The following is a 16,150-nucleotide window of genomic DNA, read 5'->3' as shown; positions in this document are numbered from 1 at the left end:
GGAAATGACAGGTTAGCGAATGAAATAGATATGTTAAAATAAGGATATTCGCGATTACTTCACCACTTTTAACTCATCAATAGGCCAATAGGTGACATGAACCTCTCCAACCACATCATCAATAGGTGTGACACCAAAGTGGCGACCATCTCGGCTTACAAGTCGGTTATCACCAAGAACCAGTATGTGATTAGCAGGAATTCTTTTTGATAATGACACATCTTCGACGGAGAAATCTTCGGTGAGTTGATCAGGTGCTGATAAGTAGTTGCGATATTCATTCAAATGTGGCTCTTTTAGCGGCTTTCCGTTTACATACAGAACGTCATCTTTGTATTCAACTTCTTCTCCAGGTAATCCAATCACACGTTTTACTAAAAAATCATCGCCAAATGGTGCTTTTAGTACGACAAGGTCAAAGCGATCTGGCTTGCTTAGCTTGCCAATAATGATTTTATTCCCCTCATGAAGGGTAGGCATCATCGATTCGCCTTTTACCGTGTAAGGCTGAAAGAAAAAGTGCTGAAGAACAATGGAGAAAAATAGAGTTACCGTTAATACCTTTACATAAAGCCATATCTCGGTTTTGACTTCTGGTTTCATCGTGAGTCACTCCTTCATACGATGAGATCTTTTGTAGCAGCATGTAAGTATAGTAGAAAAATAAGTTCATAGTCGAATCTATTTTATCACTACTAAGCAAAGTTGACACCGATTTTGTTACGAGGTTTCACAACCCAATCCACGGTTTGATTCATCATTCACTGCTACATGAAACAAAAAGCTTTATTTAAGGCTCTTATTTAAAAAGATAAAAGGGGATTACAGTCATGAAAGACATTGTGGGTAAACAACGTTTGTTAAAAATTAAAGAGATATTAGAAGCAGAAACAGACGAACAAAACGAATTATCCATTAAAGACATAAAAGAAAAATTAAAGCATCACTTTGGAAGTGATTATGAAGTCGATGCACGTGCAATTAAGCGAGATCTTCAAGCGTTAATTGAATCTGAGTTTGATATTATTGAAAACAAAGGGAAATACGGTGAAAATTTTTATAGTCATCAAGCGAGATTATTTGAATTATATGAACTACGCTTACTTGTTGATGCCGTTTTATCTGCAAAATTTATTACGCAAAAAGAATCAGAGCAGCTCATCGAGAAAATTAAACAGCTCACAAGTCAAACGCAGGCAAAGTCGCTACCAAGTCCGGTGTATTTTGATAAAGCGGTGAAGAGTCAGCATGCGTACATCAAAATTGACATTGATCGTATTCACACAGCCATCTCAACGAAAAAAATCATTGGCTTTCAATACGGTCGGTACAACGTTGACAAAGAATTTCAGCTAGGGCGAAATGGTGATGAATATGTCGTCTATCCGTATGCGCTTATTTGGCATAATGATTTTTATTATTTAATCGGAGAGTTTAAAGCCGAGAATCAATTTCGTCACTACCGAGTGGATCGCATGCGAAACGTACGTGTCATAGAGGAATCGTTTAAAAAGAAAGACATTCATTTGTCTGAATATGTGAATCATTCCTTTCAAATGTTTGCAGGAGAGGAAGAGTGGTTAAAGGTTCATTTTACATATAGCTTATTAAATGTGGTCATTGACCGCTTTGGCATTGAAGCCGACATTCGCAAAGTCGATGATACGTATTTTGAACTGCGCACAAAAGCAAAGATGAGTAAAGGACTCATTGGCTGGCTTTTAACGTGGGGAAGTGAAGCCAAAGTGATTTCGCCAGAGCATGTGGTTGAAGAAGTAAAAGAAGAAATTCGTCGCATGCAGAAAGTGTACGAGTGATAAATGAAAAGCGGACTGTGAGTACAGCCCGCTTTTTTATTCTTTATATGGTTGTTCCATTGGTTTTTCTTCAACGGGCACAGCATGTTCGGGCTGTGGCATGTCGTTTAGTTTCTTGTTCAGCTGTCGAATTTGGCTATTAAGCTGAACAATTTTAACAAAGCTGAGCGATGCAGCTACAATACCACCAAAAATGGCTGATCCTAAAATGACTAAAATAAGCGGCCATTCTTGTGAACCGAATAAGTAATTAAATTGAACAGGCTCGTTGTTAATAATGGCTAAAATCGCAATGATAAGTGCAAACAAAAGCCCAAGTAAAAAATAACGTTGTCCTTTCATCGAGACACTCCTTCCTCTTTCGTGATGCTGCACATAGAAGGTTGTTGATTGCATTCCATCCAGTCTTTTACATGCTTCATCAAAAAACTCATTTTATTTGTTTACCCTAGCAATTTTTTCTTAAACATTTTTTCTAGTATACGCACCAACAGGTTGTTTGTCTACCAGGAATATTGGAAGATTGTTGAAAAAAGCACTGCCTCTTCGACTCACATCAAGGTGAATGGAAGAGGCAGTGCTTTTTGGTTGTTCAATTAGAATGATGTTAATGTATGTTCTTGAAGCCATTGCTTACGTTCAGCAGCATCTTCATATAATGCGTCTGCATCGGTTATGTGGGAAGCGATAACGTATTCAATTGTTGCCAGTGGAGCCATTAGTAAGCGCCAGTTTAATACAACTTCACCATCCATTACTTTTGAAGGTGTCTGTTGCAGATCTTCCCATTGTACCTCTTTTGGAGCGTTGCTTACTAGCTTGCGTACTTCTTTTAACGCCTCTTGGAACTTGTCTTTCGCGCGACCTTGGTACCAATCCGTTAAAAGAGATTGAATTTCGCTGTTTGCTTCCGCTTCGCTTAATGAATTTGGAAGTGTTGCGATAAATTTCGCTCGGAAGGTCATCTCAGCTTGTCCGATATCCTCGCGAACAATGTTTAAACGATAAAGGCGTCCTAAGTATGAAAATTTGTCATCCTGTGCAAATGATGGAGCTTCTGAAGCTTTTGGTGTGTTCGTTTTCTCTGCCACCGCTTCTGATTGTTGCTCCGTTGATGGGGCCATTTCTTCTCCATTTAACTGTGTTAAAATCCAATTCGCTTGACGCGCTAATACAAAGCGAACATTGTTTAGATTCAAACCTCTTGGAACAACAACCGTTACCCCTTCGTTTTCACACACTTGAACCGAAATATTCGTTTTATTAGGAACGACTTCTACTTTGTAGTCAATTGTTTGGTTACCAACGTGATAAGTATACATATTATACGTACTCCTTTCTACAAAACTTCATTGTAAGTTGTAAATGCAAACCTGTCAAATGGGAGAATTTTGATGACAGAAGGGTTGACGCGGTTAAAAGACATGTTAGCACGGATAATTAAGACTTATAGGTGTAGAGGTTCAAAGTTAATAGTAGGAAGTGTTAAATAGGCTTCGTTCCTCACATCATGATGGATGCTACAAGAAGCGCAATTCCATTGACGGAGATCGAGATTCTTGACGACGTCGTGTGTGTAACCACAATTTGAACATCATTAAGAGCTTGCGAGAATGCGCTGCTGTTTCACTCTTTGCTTTCTAAAGAAGCGTGAGGTATCTGTGAGATGTTGCAAAGAGAGTTGAAGAGTGATAATGTCGACTGCTTTTAACGGTGTTTGCTCTTTTATAAAGACGAACATGTTAACTAGATGAATCGTTTTGGATTTCTTTGTAGGAGGTGTTCCATTGAAAGAAAGGGAATGGAAGACAAAACAGAAACACCCCATGATGGTAGCACTCAGCATTTGCTCGGGAATGGTTGGATAGAGACGAAATCGATCTGCTTTATGGATACGCATGGATGACACCTCCTTCCTTACATATCCATATTATACCACATGCTATGAACCAAGAGAAAAATAAGAAAGTATGTTCTTTTCTATTTGACGTGTTGCACAATGGAGATGGTGATTCATCCTCCACCTCCTCATTCGTTTTATTCTCCGCTCACTTCTTGAGGTGCGGGGCTCACACCTGGTTATGATAAAAGGAATGAAACCGCTTTAAAAATGGGAAATATTTTCGGAATTATCTTTACATTTCCTGAAATTAGCCGATGAGTATAGTAGAGAGAGATTAATAGAGTGGGGGAAGAGGGGAATGAAAATGTCTTTTTTTAAGAGCTTGCGCTTTAAGGTGCTTATGCTCATTGTCGCCATTATGGTGGCAACTGCGTCAACATTAGGGGTTGTTAGCTTTCACATTGCGAAAAAGCAATTAATTGAAGCAGGAAAGCTAAATTTACAAAACAATGTAAAAGGAGCTTTGTCTGTATTAGAACGTTTGCATGAGCAAGAAAAACTCAGCATTTTGCGAAACGGCAGTGCGAAAGAACAAGCCGCTACACTACTTGCAGGGCCAAAACAAAATGAAAACAAACGTGACTTTTCAAAGTCAGGATTTTTATATAAAGAAAATGGCTATATGTTTGCGTACACACCTGATAATGTCGCCGTCGTTCATCCGATGGGGTTTGAAGGGGAAAACATGTCGAGTGTAAAGGACGCAAACGGACAAGCGGTCATTGATAACCTATGGAAAGCAGCAAAGCAAGAGAAGGTAAGCGATCGTTTTTATGAATATCCATGGAAAAATGCAGGCGAAACGGACGTGCGAAATAAAATTGCGTATGTGACCTACTTTGAACCATGGGATTGGATGATCGGAATTGGGGCGTATGAAGATGAATTTTATGATCATTTAAATGCCCTAAAATGGACAATCTTTTTATTTTCACTGGGTGCGACCATTATAGCAAGTGCCGTTTTATATTTAGTCACACGTCGCTATATCGTTGGCATTGAACGATTAACGAAAACGACGAGAAAGCTTTCAGAGGGTGACTTGCAAGTGCGTGTTCCTGAATTCCGTTCAAAAGATGAACTAGGGATGCTGTCGCACTCGTTTCAACAAATGATTGATAACATGAAAGAGCTTATTACAAAAGCAAATGACACGAGTCAGCTAGTGGCAGCGTCATCAGAGCAATTAACGGCGAGTGCGGAAGAAACGAAGAAAGCGACGAATGAAGTGACGGTCTCCATTCAAGAAGTCGCTGCTGGCGCAGAGAATCAGCTTCTGAGCGTGGAGCGAACGAATGATTCCATTCATGAAATGGATAAGCTCATTCAACGTGTGTCTGCTCGTTCAAAAGAGGTAGAGCGTTCCACAAACGAAACGGCCAAGGAAGCTGAAATCGGTAATGAACTATTAGAAAAAGTAACAAAACAAATGTCCAGTATTACAAATACCGTGACGGAATCAACAGGCGTCGTGAAGTCATTAGAAAATCGCTCTACTGAAATTGGTAAGATTATTGAAGTCATTACACGCATTTCTGACCAAACGAATTTACTGGCGCTAAACGCAGCGATTGAAGCAGCACGAGCAGGAGAGCATGGAAAAGGATTTGCGGTCGTGGCAGGAGAAGTTCGAAAGCTCGCGGAAGAATCAAAAAAATCCGCTGATCAAATTTCAGTACTGATTCAAGAAATTCAAGATGAAACGAGAGTTGCATACAACGTCATGCAAGAAAGTACGGAAAACGTTGCGACCGGCATGACGGTCGTATCAGAAGCGAGTGATAATTTCTCCAAAATTCTTCAAGATATTTTTACGATTCAAACAGATGTTCAGCACATTACAGAAGCGACGGATCAAATTGAAGAATATTCTCGCTCCATTACCGAAGTGGTGTACATGCTTGCCGAGTCAGCGAAGTTTTCAGCTGCAAGTGCAGAAAATGTGGCGTCTGCGTCAGAGGAAGAGCTAGCGGCAATGGAAGAAATAACGTCTGCAGCCCATTCGTTAAGCAACATGTCACAAGATTTGCAAGACTTATTAGTGAAATTTAATGTTTGATAAAAAATTCAGACTTTTCATTTACATTTCTGCATATGTTTGATATAGTAAAAAAATCATTCATAACAAGTTATCACGAGTGGACGAGAGAACTGGCTCATGGACTCCACAGCAACCTACATATGTAAGGTGCTCCTACCAGCAAAGCCACATGCTTTGGGTGATAAAACCGGCAAAAAAACGCCCATGTTGCATCCGAAGCAGCATGGGCGTTTTTTCGATTGAAACCAAAAGGAGGAAATAAACATGAGTCACCAAACAGCTGTCAAACCGGTTACCATTGAACAAATTATCAAGGAGTTACATCACGAACACTTTTTAAATGACGAGGTCATCTGTACACGCTTTGAAACCTTTTACGAGGTGGTAGTGAAGCGTGAAAGCGAAGCATATGCAGTTGGCATCAGTCATCCTCTCTTTCAAGTGCTACAAGCACAAGACCTTCAAGAGCTAAAGGCTACTCTTCTTCAAAAATTGCACGCAGTGGGTCTCTAGTAAGCTACATATTTCTTTTCACGTTTAGGTCATCATGCTATAATGACAGTCCAACTTTTATCGAATTTACATTTCGTTAAAATAATTGTCAAAATTTTTACACAAATAGTCTATCATAAAAGATGGAAAATATGGTATCTTATAAAACAAGCAACATGACGTCAGCTTGTACCTTATAAAAATACAAAGTGGATGTGTACACGGAAAGGAGAAGGTATCGTGGAAGTGTTAATCGAGCACGGAAATGATCAAACGAGCGAGCATTTTATTGATCGTGTTATTGACTTCTTAGAAGAAGAAAAATGAGCGCACATGTATGAACATGAGAAGGTCGTTCTCCTCATGTTTTTACGGAGATATTTTAAAAGCGCTTACATCTAACGCTCCTTTTACGGGACACAAAAGCGTCGTACGACCAAAAATGAGTCGGATTGAGCCGACACCTTCTGATGACTTCACTTCGGTGGGTCTTTTTTTACTTGTTAGACGATTGTTTCAATAGGAACGAGCAAAACGTCATCCACATACGCTGTGAAATCCCTCTTGACCATCTCTTGTTTTTGTTAGAAAATTTAGAAAAAAGATGAAGGGTGAAGGAGATGCACACAAATCAGACGCTTTATGAAAGCAAAGAGGCATTAACACAGCTTTTGTGTGACTTAGTTGAAGTACCAAGCGTAACAGGAACGATTTCAGAAGTGGAAATGGCACAAGTGATTCATGATAAAGTGGCCCGTCTTTCTTATTTTCACCAACATCCTACCCATGTTCAGCTGCACTCAACGGGAGATGGACGATCGGTGGTGACAGGACTTGTGAAAAAAGAAAAATCACAAAAAACGGTTGTTTTACTTAGTCACTTTGATGTGGTAGATGTGTATGATTATGGTGTGTTTCAAGACAAAGCATTTCAGCCACGAGAGCTGACAGACTATTTTTATAAGCATACACATTTCCTGCCGCTTCATGTGCAAAATGAGTTATCGGAAGCGGAATGGCTATTCGGTCGCGGAACGATGGACATGAAAGCGGGGCTTGCTCTTCATATCTCGATGCTTGAAAAAGCGAGTAACGGTGAATTTGATGGAAATGTGCTGCTGTTGAGCGTACCAGATGAAGAAGTGAACTCGGTTGGAATGCGCACCGCTGTCTCCATTTTGCTACAGCTTCAAAAAGAGCATGATTTACAGTATGAGCTTATGTTTAATGGCGAACCGGTCTTTAGTCGTTACCCAGGTGACCCAACAACCTACATGTACTCAGGATCTATTGGTAAGCTTATGCCAAGCTTTTTATGCTATGGAAAAGAAACGCATGTAGGGGAGCCATTTGCAGGATTAAACGCGAACCTTCTTGCTTCTGAGTTAACTCGCCATCTTGAGTTGAACATAGGCTTTTGTGAAGTAGTCGATGGTGAAGTCAGTCCACCACCAACCGTTTTGTTTCAAAAAGATTTAAAAGAAGAATATTCTGTGCAAATTCCAAATCGAGCCGTTGTGCTGTTTAATTTATTTTTAATGGAAAAGTCGATTCTAGATGTGATGGCACCGTTAATGAATGTGGCGAGTGAAGCGGCACGTTACGTGAAAGAGACGGTTCAAAATCGAGCCGCTCAATATGCGCTGTTAGAATCATCAACACCTCGGGCCGTTGACATTCATGTGTTTACGTATGAAGAGCTTTACACGTACGCTGTGACTCAGCACGGAGAAGAAGTGGTAAAAGAACTACAAGCGAACGTACTTGAGCAGCATGCTGGAGAAGATGATCGCATTCGTTCCATTAAGCTTGTTGATGAGCTGTCGATTCTATGTCGAGAAGTTGCTCCGATGATTGTCTTATTTTTCACACCGCCATTTTATCCAGCCATTTGCTCAAAGGAAAATGAAAAGCTGCGTGCCATTGTTCATTCTGTCAAAGCAAAGGCGAAAACCTACGATGTGGACCTAATCGAGCAAGCCTATTTCGGAGGCATTTCAGATTTGAGCTACGCTGGTTTACAGCACCCGCTTGATACGTTTACGCCGTTTGTGACGAATATGCCGCTTTGGGAGAAAGGCTATGACATTCCATTAAAAGAACTAGCTGACATTCATGTGCCAGTCTTCAACCTCGGACCAATTGGACGTGATGCACACCAGTGGACCGAACGATTAAATGTCACTTATTCATTTGGGGTACTGCCAACGTTCATTGAACATGTGATTCATGAGGCGCTAAAATGAGGAAAGGTCATCATCTCATGTGAGGTGATGACCTTTCTTTTATCTTATCGTTTTAAACGAAATCGTCCGTTCTGTACCGTAAACGCTGCTTTTTCCTTTGCGTTGTACATCTCAACTAAAAATGGTCGTTCTCCAACGGTTTGGAGCGTTTCGTTAACCAGTCCACTTTCAGATTCACATAAAATGAGATTGCCACCGTGCAAATAAAGCTTGCGGCATGTTGCATCTAATACCGGATCTCGGTACACTTCACCGAGATGTAGCTCTAACAGCGCTGCCCATTTTTCAGACGTTTCAAAGACTTGATGCACCGCACAATAAATGTTCTCGATTTTTAATGTCCCTTGAGGATGATGGAAAAAGGGCTCAAGCGCTTTTTCACGAGTGAGATCATCTTCACCCCATTCAATGAAAAAAGGCAGGGGAAGCTCATGCTCATCGCTTCTCACAAACAGCATCTTCCACTCTAACATCGATCCATCTTCACGGCGACGAGAGCCTGCGACTGGTCCTTCTACATCATACCCTTTTTCTTTTAATGTCTCGCTCACGTCCTCTATCCGTTCCGTTCGAAGCGCAAATCGTCCGAAATGACCGATAGCTGTGCCTTCTTTTACAAACTGACGAATTAAATCATTATCCGTCACACCTTCTGCAAGCAAGCGGTCATGAAAGCCAAGCCACTCGATGTAGCTTAATCCAAAATAAGAAAGAGTGTTAAAGGTGCCCCAGCTTTCATGGTGTCCACCTTTGATAACGTGAACTCCTTGTTCAAGCAGCTCACTCTTTGCTTCTTCTGGATTCGGTGAAAAATGAACAAGGTGATCAAATGATAATTGCATACGGTATGTCCTCCTTTTCTCTCTATTATAGAGAATACGTGATAGTAGTAGATTTATCCTGTTTGAAGGTGCTATTAGATGTGTTTTTTACCTCATATTGGTAATGTGTGTTAAGATATCTAGCAAAGAGGTGATAAAGGTGAACATTAGTTCAACGAATGATTTTGAATTAGTCGCTAAATTGAATAAGTCTGTTCATGATTTACACGTTAATCTATACCCTGAGTATTTCAAGGAATACAACTTTGGAGAAATGATAAACCCGAACGATTAGGAGGTTTTAATGAGTCTCCTAATTGTCCGGGTCTTTATTTGTTGCTTTTCATAGAGTTATTCATTTTCCGTTAAGAAGCAATCGTTTGCTCTCGGCGAACTAATGTAACATGTCGCTGTAATAGGAATAATGCGCCTAACGTCAACACGCCACCAAATAAAAATGGAAGAGACATGTTTACGCTAAAGGCAAAGGAACCAACGATAGGACCAAAAATGCGTCCTAAGCTATCCATGGATGAGCTAATACCAGATGCCGCGCCGTAGCCTACCTTTGTTTTCATCGTAATAAGAGATAAGACGCACGGACGAATCAGTGCATTTCCAGCAGTGAAAATCGATAGGAAAATCGCAGCGTTTATCGCATTGGATGAAAACAGAATTAACACATAGCCCAGTGAGGAGAGAAGAAGACCAGCAACGATGAGGGACTTCTCGTTTCCTTTTTTAAAGCGCTGTAATACGCCACCTTGCATCATCGCTTGCGTTAAGCCACTTGCGACAAACATCCAGCCAATCGTCGTTGGTGTCGCTTCGATTCGATCCATTTGAAAGAATTGAAACGTCGCTTCTAAGCCAGCTAACGTAAACGTTGCGAAAAACGAAAGGATGTATAAATACTTTAACGCCCCTTGGAAGTCGGTTGTAAAATCAGTCCAGCTCGTTGATTTCTCCGTCGAAGGCTTGCGTTTGTCAACAGACAGTGACTCTGGTAACACGAAGAAGGCAAAGACCGTCATGATAATCGCTAACACCCCTGATACAACAAACGGAACAAACAACCCAAATGATGAAAGCAATCCACCAATCGCAGGTCCAAATATAAACCCAAGTCCAATCGTCATTCCTAACAAACCAATGGATTTTGTGCGGTTATCCTCCGTTGTAATATCAGAGGCATACGCAAACGCACAAGGAATGACCGCTCCTGCAAATAATCCACCGACGATGCGAGAGGCGTACATAAGAAGAAGCGAATCGCCCGCTGTAGCGAAAATAAAAAAGCTCATACTAAAGCCAATTAACCCAATGAGTAGGATCGGTCGTCTTCCTTTTCGGTCAGACAGGCTTCCCCAAAACGGAGAGGTAATAAATGACCCAATTGAATAAACAGCCATTAAAAAACCTAAATTGACAGTGCTTACATTTGTTGCCCTAATGACTTCGGGAACGATTGGAATAATAATTCCGAATCCAACAAACACCATAAATACGATAAACATCAAAGTGAGTAATTGTTTTTTCATGTCGTGATTCCCCTATATGTATGTCAGTATGATTAGTATAACAAATATTGTGAAGTTCGGCTTCGTTTTGTAAACAAAAAAGCGAAACGGGATCAAACCCGTCTCGCTTTTTAATGTGGTAAGAACACTAACTGATAAAGGAATAATACGGCGAACACATACACAAGTGGATGAACTTGTTTGCCTTTTCCTTTTACAACCTTCATTAATGGATAAGAAATAAATCCTAATGCAATTCCTGTTGCGATACTTGATGTTAAAGGCATGCTTAAAATGACTAAGAATGCAGGGAATGCTTCATCAAACTCCGACCATTTTACATGAGCAATCGCACCCATCATTAAGCTACCAACAATAATTAAGGCAGGAGCCGTAATCGCAGCAATGCCTGAAACAGCCCCAACTAATGGACCGAAGAACGCCGCAACTGCGAATAAAATGGCAACGACTAAGCCTGTTAAGCCCGTACGACCACCAGCCGCAACACCTGCTGATGACTCAATGTATGCCGTTGTTGGACTTGTTCCAAACATTGCACCAATTGATGTACCAAATGAATCCGCTAGTAACGCATGACGAACACGTGGCATTTCGTTTCCTTTCATAAGGCCCGCTTGCTGTGCCACTCCAATCATTGTTCCTGTTGTATCAAAGATGGTTACAAGTAAAAATGAGAACACAACGGCATATAACCCGTGCTGAATCACATCACTAATCGCTGTAATTGGGTTTCCCACAATTAAGCCTTCAGGAAGGTGAGGCATGGCCATAATACCTGCATCAAATTTTAATTGACCCGTAAAGTAGGCGATGACACCCGTAATAATCATTCCTAAAAATAACGCACCGTTTACGTTCATTGCATAGAAAACTAACGTCACGGCAAGACCGACTAAGGCCAATACCACTTTTGGAGAGTGAAGGTCACCTAGTGCAACTAAGTTTGCTTCATCTGCCACGATAATATCAGTTAAGCGAAGTCCGATAAACGCGATGAAAAGACCGATACCAGCTGTAATTCCATGCTTTAAGTTATCAGGAATCGCTTCAATTAACTTTTTACGAAAAGGAGTAAGTGATAAAATAACGAAAATTAAACCTGCGACAAATACAGCTGCGAATGCTGTTGCATAATCAATGTTGCCATATGAACCAACAACCGAGTAAGCAAAGTATGCATTCAGTCCCATTCCAGGAGCAATCGCAATTGGATAATTAGCGGCAAGCGCCATCCAAAGTGTTCCAATTATGGCTGAAATAATCGTTGCAGTAAAAACTTGATCAAATGGAACACCAGCGTCAGATAAAATAACTGGGTTGACAATGATGATGTAAACCATCGTTAAAAACGTTGTAAATCCAGCAATCACTTCTGTTTTTGTGTTGGTGTTTGCTTCTTTTAATTTAAACATAATTACCCTCCGAAATAACGAACATTAAAAACAACATTTATAATAATATTCGTTTTTAGGGATAAATGCAAGGGTAAATTATGAATCTTTTACAATTGGTACTTTTATTTTAATTTCTAGATAGGGAGGTTTATAGGCATAGTTAATATGTCCGTGGTGTGCACCAATGGTTTGCTTGACAATCCATGTGCCTAGCCCTTGGTGGTGGCCTCCTTTTTCCGTTACGTGAAATGGAGAAAACAAGTGCTCTTGTCGTTCACGTGAAAGAGGAAGGGTCGAATTTGTTATCTCTATGATGTAAATGCCGCCATGCGTAGAGGTTTTCACCACGATTTCTTTCTCTGCCGACGCCTTCGCTGCATCCAAGCTATTTTCAAGCAAATTCATGAACACATTCACTTGATCCATGGCTTTTAATGGAAGAGCTGATAGAGGTGTTGTGCATTGTAAAGAGAAGCGAACATGATGACGATTCGCTTCTTCGGTTATTCGGTACAAAATCGATGCAATGTGCGCATCTTCTCCCTTTATATAAGAGCTGACGTGACGAATGCTCCCAACATATTCATCAAGATAAGCTTTTGCTTCTTCAATCCGAGTCATTTCCAGTAAATAGTGAACGGTGGAAATATGTTTAACGTAATCGTGCCGCTCCGCTCTTACGGTGCGAAACATCTCTTCGGTTGAAGCCATCTCGGTGAATGCATCATGCCACGCTTCTTTTTTTACTCTTTCTCTCGTTTCAAGATGGAAGGAAAACGCCTCTATTAAAAAGAAGCAAAGCAACAAAACGACCGTGACCATCCAATCGCTTGCGATCACCGTCGCACTAAGAAGCAAGAGATGAATGATAACGATAGGCCATGAAAGAGAGGAGGATCGTTTATGAATCACGTAGCTTCCGATCGCAACGAGTAAGACGAGCCCACCTTTTATAAGAAGGGAAAAGGGTTGAAAGACAAGGGTGAGTATGAAGGTGATACATAAGATGAGTGGATAGAAATTCATACAGTTTCTCCTTTAAAAGTACTCTTTTTGAAGCTTATCTAGATTGGCTTTCGTAATCAGTGCTGTCTTATCTGTCTGTTGAAACGTAATCGAGTACGAATGCTTCGTATAGAGTGAAAAGTTTTTTACGTAATGAATGTTAATAATAAATGCCCGGTGCGATCGTAAAAAGTGGCGCGCTGTAAATTCTGATTCCAAATCACTTAACGATTGATAGGTCGAGAACTCTCCGCTTGTTGTCACAATGGTTGTGGACCTTCCTGTACGCTCGATAAATACAATGTCTTTCTTATTAATAATTTGCATATCGGTTTTTTGCTTTAAAATCAGCTTGTCGTGCTCTTCTTTCTTCTCTTTTTTCTGTTCAAAGCGGGCAATTCCTTTTACTAATCGGTCTTGCGAATAGGGCTTCATGATGTAGTCAAGCACATCTAATTCAAATGCGTGCACGGCAAACCCACTATGACCCGTCACAAAAATGACTTTAATGTCGAGCGCATAGCTATTAATAAAATCGGCTAACTCGTAACCTGATAAGCGAGGCATCTCAATATCGGTAATTAAGAGATCAATCTCGTTTCTCTTAATCTCTTCGTATGCTTCTTCTGCGTCATTTGTAGAAAAGACAATGTCCACTTCTGGCAGCTGTGACACGGTGATGTGTAGTTTTTCTAAATCATATTTTTGATCGTCCACAAGGCCGACTTTCATCATATGTAACCTTCTTTGCCTAAGTATTTGCCCTTATTTTACCATGTTTTACAAGTGAATAGGCCCTTTTCGTGACAACAAATGCCCGTTTCGTGACAACATCGGTGTGTAAATGGTCATTTCCTTCTATGATAAAGACAGAACAAAACGGAAGGTGAAAGGGGAGCTTACCATGATTGAAATCAAGCGTGTATCACGTGAATTTAAAGAAAAAAAGCACACGATTCAAGCGGTCAAGGAGGTTACATGTACAATTCCGAAAGGAGAAATTGTCGGCTTGCTTGGAGAGAACGGGGCTGGGAAAACGACGCTTTTACGCATGATGTCCACGGTACTTGAGCCATCAAGCGGTGAAATTTTCATTAATGGAGTTAACATTCATAAAGAACCAATGAAAGTGAAGCAAACGATTGGCGTTTTATTCGGTGGTGAAACGGGATTATACGATCGCCTTACTGCTCGTGAAAACCTTGAATATTTCGCCGCCTTTTACGGCATGAGCAAGCACGAGACGAAAGTACGTATTGAAGAGCTTGCTAAGCGTTTTGGCATGAGAGATTTTTTAGACCGTCGAGTGGGTGGCTTTTCAAAAGGAATGCGTCAAAAGGTTGCGATTGCTCGTACGATTTTACACAATCCTGATGTTATTTTCTTTGATGAACCAACAACGGGTCTAGACATCACGGCAGCCAACATGTTCCGTGAGCTCGTGCGCCAGTTAAAAAAAGAAGGAAAAACGATTGTGTTTTCAAGTCACATTATGGAAGAAGTCGAGCAGCTTTGTCAGTCGATTATTATGATTCATAAAGGTCAAATGATTTATCAAGGCTCGAATGAACAGCTTTACCGCGAAGAAGAAAGTCGCGACTTAAACTATATCTTTATGTCACGCATTGTGAGAGGAGAATCGGCATGATTGGGCATGTATATAAAAAGGAATTAAAAGATTCGTTTCGTGATAAAAAAACCATTTATTTGAGCGTGTTGCTTCCGATTCTTTTTAACATCGGTATTCTCTTTTTCTTTGATATGTATATATCGAATCAAGGAAAAGATGAAATGAATGTCGTGGTGAATGAACAAGCAGATAACACCGTTGTTCAGTGGATGGAACAAGGTGAGAACATCACGATTGAGCGCGTTGAAGATCCAGTGAAAGCCGTAGAAGAAGGGAAAGCGCTTGTCGCTGTTGAAATCGATGAACAGTTTATGACGCGCCTTCAAAATATGGAAGCACCAAATGTCACGGTATATGCAGATCAATCAAGTGTGAAAGCTTCCGCGACGAGTGAATCGATTTTAGGTATTCTAAGCATTCAGCGTGAACAAGTATTAGCGCAACGTCTTCAAGAGTTAGACATTCAAACTTCTACGATTAATCCGTTTGAAGTGAAAATGGAAGGGTTATCTGGAGATGATGATGGCTCCCTTTATATCATTGCGATTTTTGCGCAGCTTGTCATTGTCATGGGTGTAATGATGGGTGGAATGCCTGCTGCGAGTGATTTGTTTGCGGGGGAAAAAGAACGTAATACGATGGAAGCTCTCTTAATGACACCTGCGAAGCGACTGGATTTAATTGTCGGGAAATGGTTAACGATTGCGACCCTTGGCATGTTAAGTGGAGTATTTTCAGTCGTGACATTCGTGTTGTTTGTTCAATATGGTACGAAAACGCTTGTGGATGCTTTAAACATTTCAGACAACACCTTGTTTTTTACGGGTAGCTTAATCGTTGGAATTATTGTCTTTTCATTATTAGTTGCATGTGTATTTGTGGTGCTAAGCTTAATCGCGAACACAATGAAAGAAGCACAAAACTACATTTCACCAATGATGACCGTTGCGATGATTCCATACTTCTTATTAATTGGCACATCGGTCAATGAATTAACGGTGACGCACTTTTTAATTCCATTCTTCAACATCTACGCCCTCATTAAGCAGCTTATTTACGGAGTGTATGATGTCACAAGCATGCTGTATGTGGCAGGTAGCTCGATTGTTGTCATTGCGATTACGTTCACGCTTGCGTATATGATGTTCACAAAGAGCCGCTGGGTATTAGGGAAATCGTAAAATTATAGCTATCTTTGGCGAATTTCTTCTAGTTTTGTCACGCTAGAAGGAATTCGTTTTTTTTTCGCGAAAACTCGTA

At 40.6% G+C, this 16,150-nt stretch carries 16 protein-coding genes and 1 riboswitch; of the genes, 7 read left to right on the top strand and 9 right to left on the bottom strand.

Annotated features, from left to right (window positions below):
- Positions 1-54 precede the first annotated feature (54 nt).
- Positions 55-603, bottom strand: coding sequence for a signal peptidase I (lepB, locus tag JOC83_RS05365; protein ID WP_205184951.1), 549 nt, complete (start codon positions 601-603; stop codon positions 55-57).
- A 227-nt stretch (positions 604-830) separates the two neighbouring features.
- On the opposite strand from lepB, the gene JOC83_RS05360 reads away from it, so the two are divergent.
- A complete protein-coding gene (locus tag JOC83_RS05360; RefSeq protein WP_205184948.1) occupies positions 831-1,817 on the top strand; it encodes a helix-turn-helix transcriptional regulator in 987 nt (328 codons plus the stop codon).
- A gap of 36 nt (positions 1,818-1,853) precedes the next feature.
- Here JOC83_RS05360 and JOC83_RS05355 read toward each other — a convergent pair whose 3' ends face one another.
- The 3 genes from JOC83_RS05355 to JOC83_RS05345 form a co-directional block, all read right to left on the bottom strand.
- On the bottom strand, positions 1,854-2,159 hold the full coding sequence (locus tag JOC83_RS05355; protein ID WP_205184945.1) for a LapA family protein: 306 nt from the start codon (positions 2,157-2,159) through the stop codon (positions 1,854-1,856).
- 254 nt (positions 2,160-2,413) lie between these two features.
- Entirely contained in the window at positions 2,414-3,139 is a 726-nt protein-coding gene (locus JOC83_RS05350) for a M48 family metallopeptidase (RefSeq protein WP_205184943.1), read from the bottom strand.
- A 275-nt stretch (positions 3,140-3,414) separates the two neighbouring features.
- Positions 3,415-3,717: a hypothetical protein gene (locus tag JOC83_RS05345; RefSeq protein ID WP_205184941.1), complete on the bottom strand. Its 303-nt coding sequence runs from the start codon at positions 3,715-3,717 to the stop codon at positions 3,415-3,417.
- A gap of 307 nt (positions 3,718-4,024) precedes the next feature.
- Here JOC83_RS05345 and JOC83_RS05340 point away from each other — a divergent pair, with 307 nt between their 5' ends.
- From JOC83_RS05340 to JOC83_RS05330, 3 genes are all read left to right on the top strand, one after another.
- Entirely contained in the window at positions 4,025-5,779 is a 1,755-nt protein-coding gene (locus JOC83_RS05340) for a methyl-accepting chemotaxis protein (protein ID WP_205184939.1), read from the top strand.
- Positions 5,780-5,846: 67 nt separating this feature from the next.
- A riboswitch (SAM riboswitch) is annotated at positions 5,847-5,949 on the top strand.
- Between the two features lie 76 nt (positions 5,950-6,025).
- Positions 6,026-6,274, top strand: a complete 249-nt coding sequence (locus tag JOC83_RS05335; protein ID WP_205184937.1) for a hypothetical protein — start codon at positions 6,026-6,028, stop codon at positions 6,272-6,274.
- 599 nt (positions 6,275-6,873) lie between these two features.
- On the top strand, positions 6,874-8,499 hold the full coding sequence (locus JOC83_RS05330; protein ID WP_205184935.1) for a M20/M25/M40 family metallo-hydrolase: 1,626 nt from the start codon (positions 6,874-6,876) through the stop codon (positions 8,497-8,499).
- A gap of 44 nt (positions 8,500-8,543) precedes the next feature.
- Here JOC83_RS05330 and JOC83_RS05325 read toward each other — a convergent pair whose 3' ends face one another.
- Positions 8,544-9,341, bottom strand: coding sequence for a VOC family protein (locus JOC83_RS05325; RefSeq protein WP_205184932.1), 798 nt, complete (start codon positions 9,339-9,341; stop codon positions 8,544-8,546).
- Positions 9,342-9,480: 139 nt separating this feature from the next.
- On the opposite strand from JOC83_RS05325, the gene JOC83_RS20160 reads away from it, so the two are divergent.
- The gene (locus tag JOC83_RS20160) at positions 9,481-9,615 is read left to right on the top strand and encodes a hypothetical protein (protein ID WP_275580410.1); all 135 of its coding nucleotides are present in this window, start codon (positions 9,481-9,483) and stop codon (positions 9,613-9,615) included.
- Between the two features lie 70 nt (positions 9,616-9,685).
- Here the strand turns inward: JOC83_RS20160 and JOC83_RS05320 are convergent, their stop codons facing one another.
- From JOC83_RS05320 to JOC83_RS05305, 4 genes are all read right to left on the bottom strand, one after another.
- Complete coding sequence (locus tag JOC83_RS05320; RefSeq protein ID WP_205184929.1) at positions 9,686-10,861, bottom strand: MFS transporter; 1,176 nt, start codon at positions 10,859-10,861, stop codon at positions 9,686-9,688.
- A gap of 110 nt (positions 10,862-10,971) precedes the next feature.
- Entirely contained in the window at positions 10,972-12,273 is a 1,302-nt protein-coding gene (locus tag JOC83_RS05315; RefSeq protein WP_205184926.1) for an NCS2 family permease, read from the bottom strand.
- Positions 12,274-12,351: 78 nt separating this feature from the next.
- Complete coding sequence (locus JOC83_RS05310) at positions 12,352-13,281, bottom strand: sensor histidine kinase (RefSeq protein ID WP_205184922.1); 930 nt, start codon at positions 13,279-13,281, stop codon at positions 12,352-12,354.
- 12 nt (positions 13,282-13,293) lie between these two features.
- A complete protein-coding gene (locus JOC83_RS05305; RefSeq protein WP_205184919.1) occupies positions 13,294-13,995 on the bottom strand; it encodes a LytR/AlgR family response regulator transcription factor in 702 nt (233 codons plus the stop codon).
- A 169-nt stretch (positions 13,996-14,164) separates the two neighbouring features.
- Between JOC83_RS05305 and JOC83_RS05300 the strand changes: the two genes are divergently transcribed.
- Both JOC83_RS05300 and JOC83_RS05295 read left to right on the top strand, forming a co-directional pair.
- On the top strand, positions 14,165-14,908 hold the full coding sequence (locus tag JOC83_RS05300) for an ABC transporter ATP-binding protein (protein WP_205184916.1): 744 nt from the start codon (positions 14,165-14,167) through the stop codon (positions 14,906-14,908).
- Positions 14,905-16,071 carry an ABC transporter permease gene (locus JOC83_RS05295; RefSeq protein WP_205184914.1) on the top strand — a complete coding sequence of 389 codons (1,167 nt, stop codon included), beginning with the start codon at positions 14,905-14,907 and terminating at the stop codon, positions 16,069-16,071. The genes JOC83_RS05300 and JOC83_RS05295 overlap by 4 nt, the downstream gene beginning before the upstream one ends.
- Positions 16,072-16,150: the final 79 nt, after the last annotated feature.

Source organism: Priestia iocasae (assembly GCF_016909075.1).
In the GTDB taxonomy this organism is placed as follows: domain Bacteria; phylum Bacillota; class Bacilli; order Bacillales; family Bacillaceae_H; genus Priestia; species Priestia iocasae.
The sequence above is the reverse complement of the archived record's forward strand: the minus strand, read 5'-3'. Positions and strand labels throughout refer to the sequence as shown.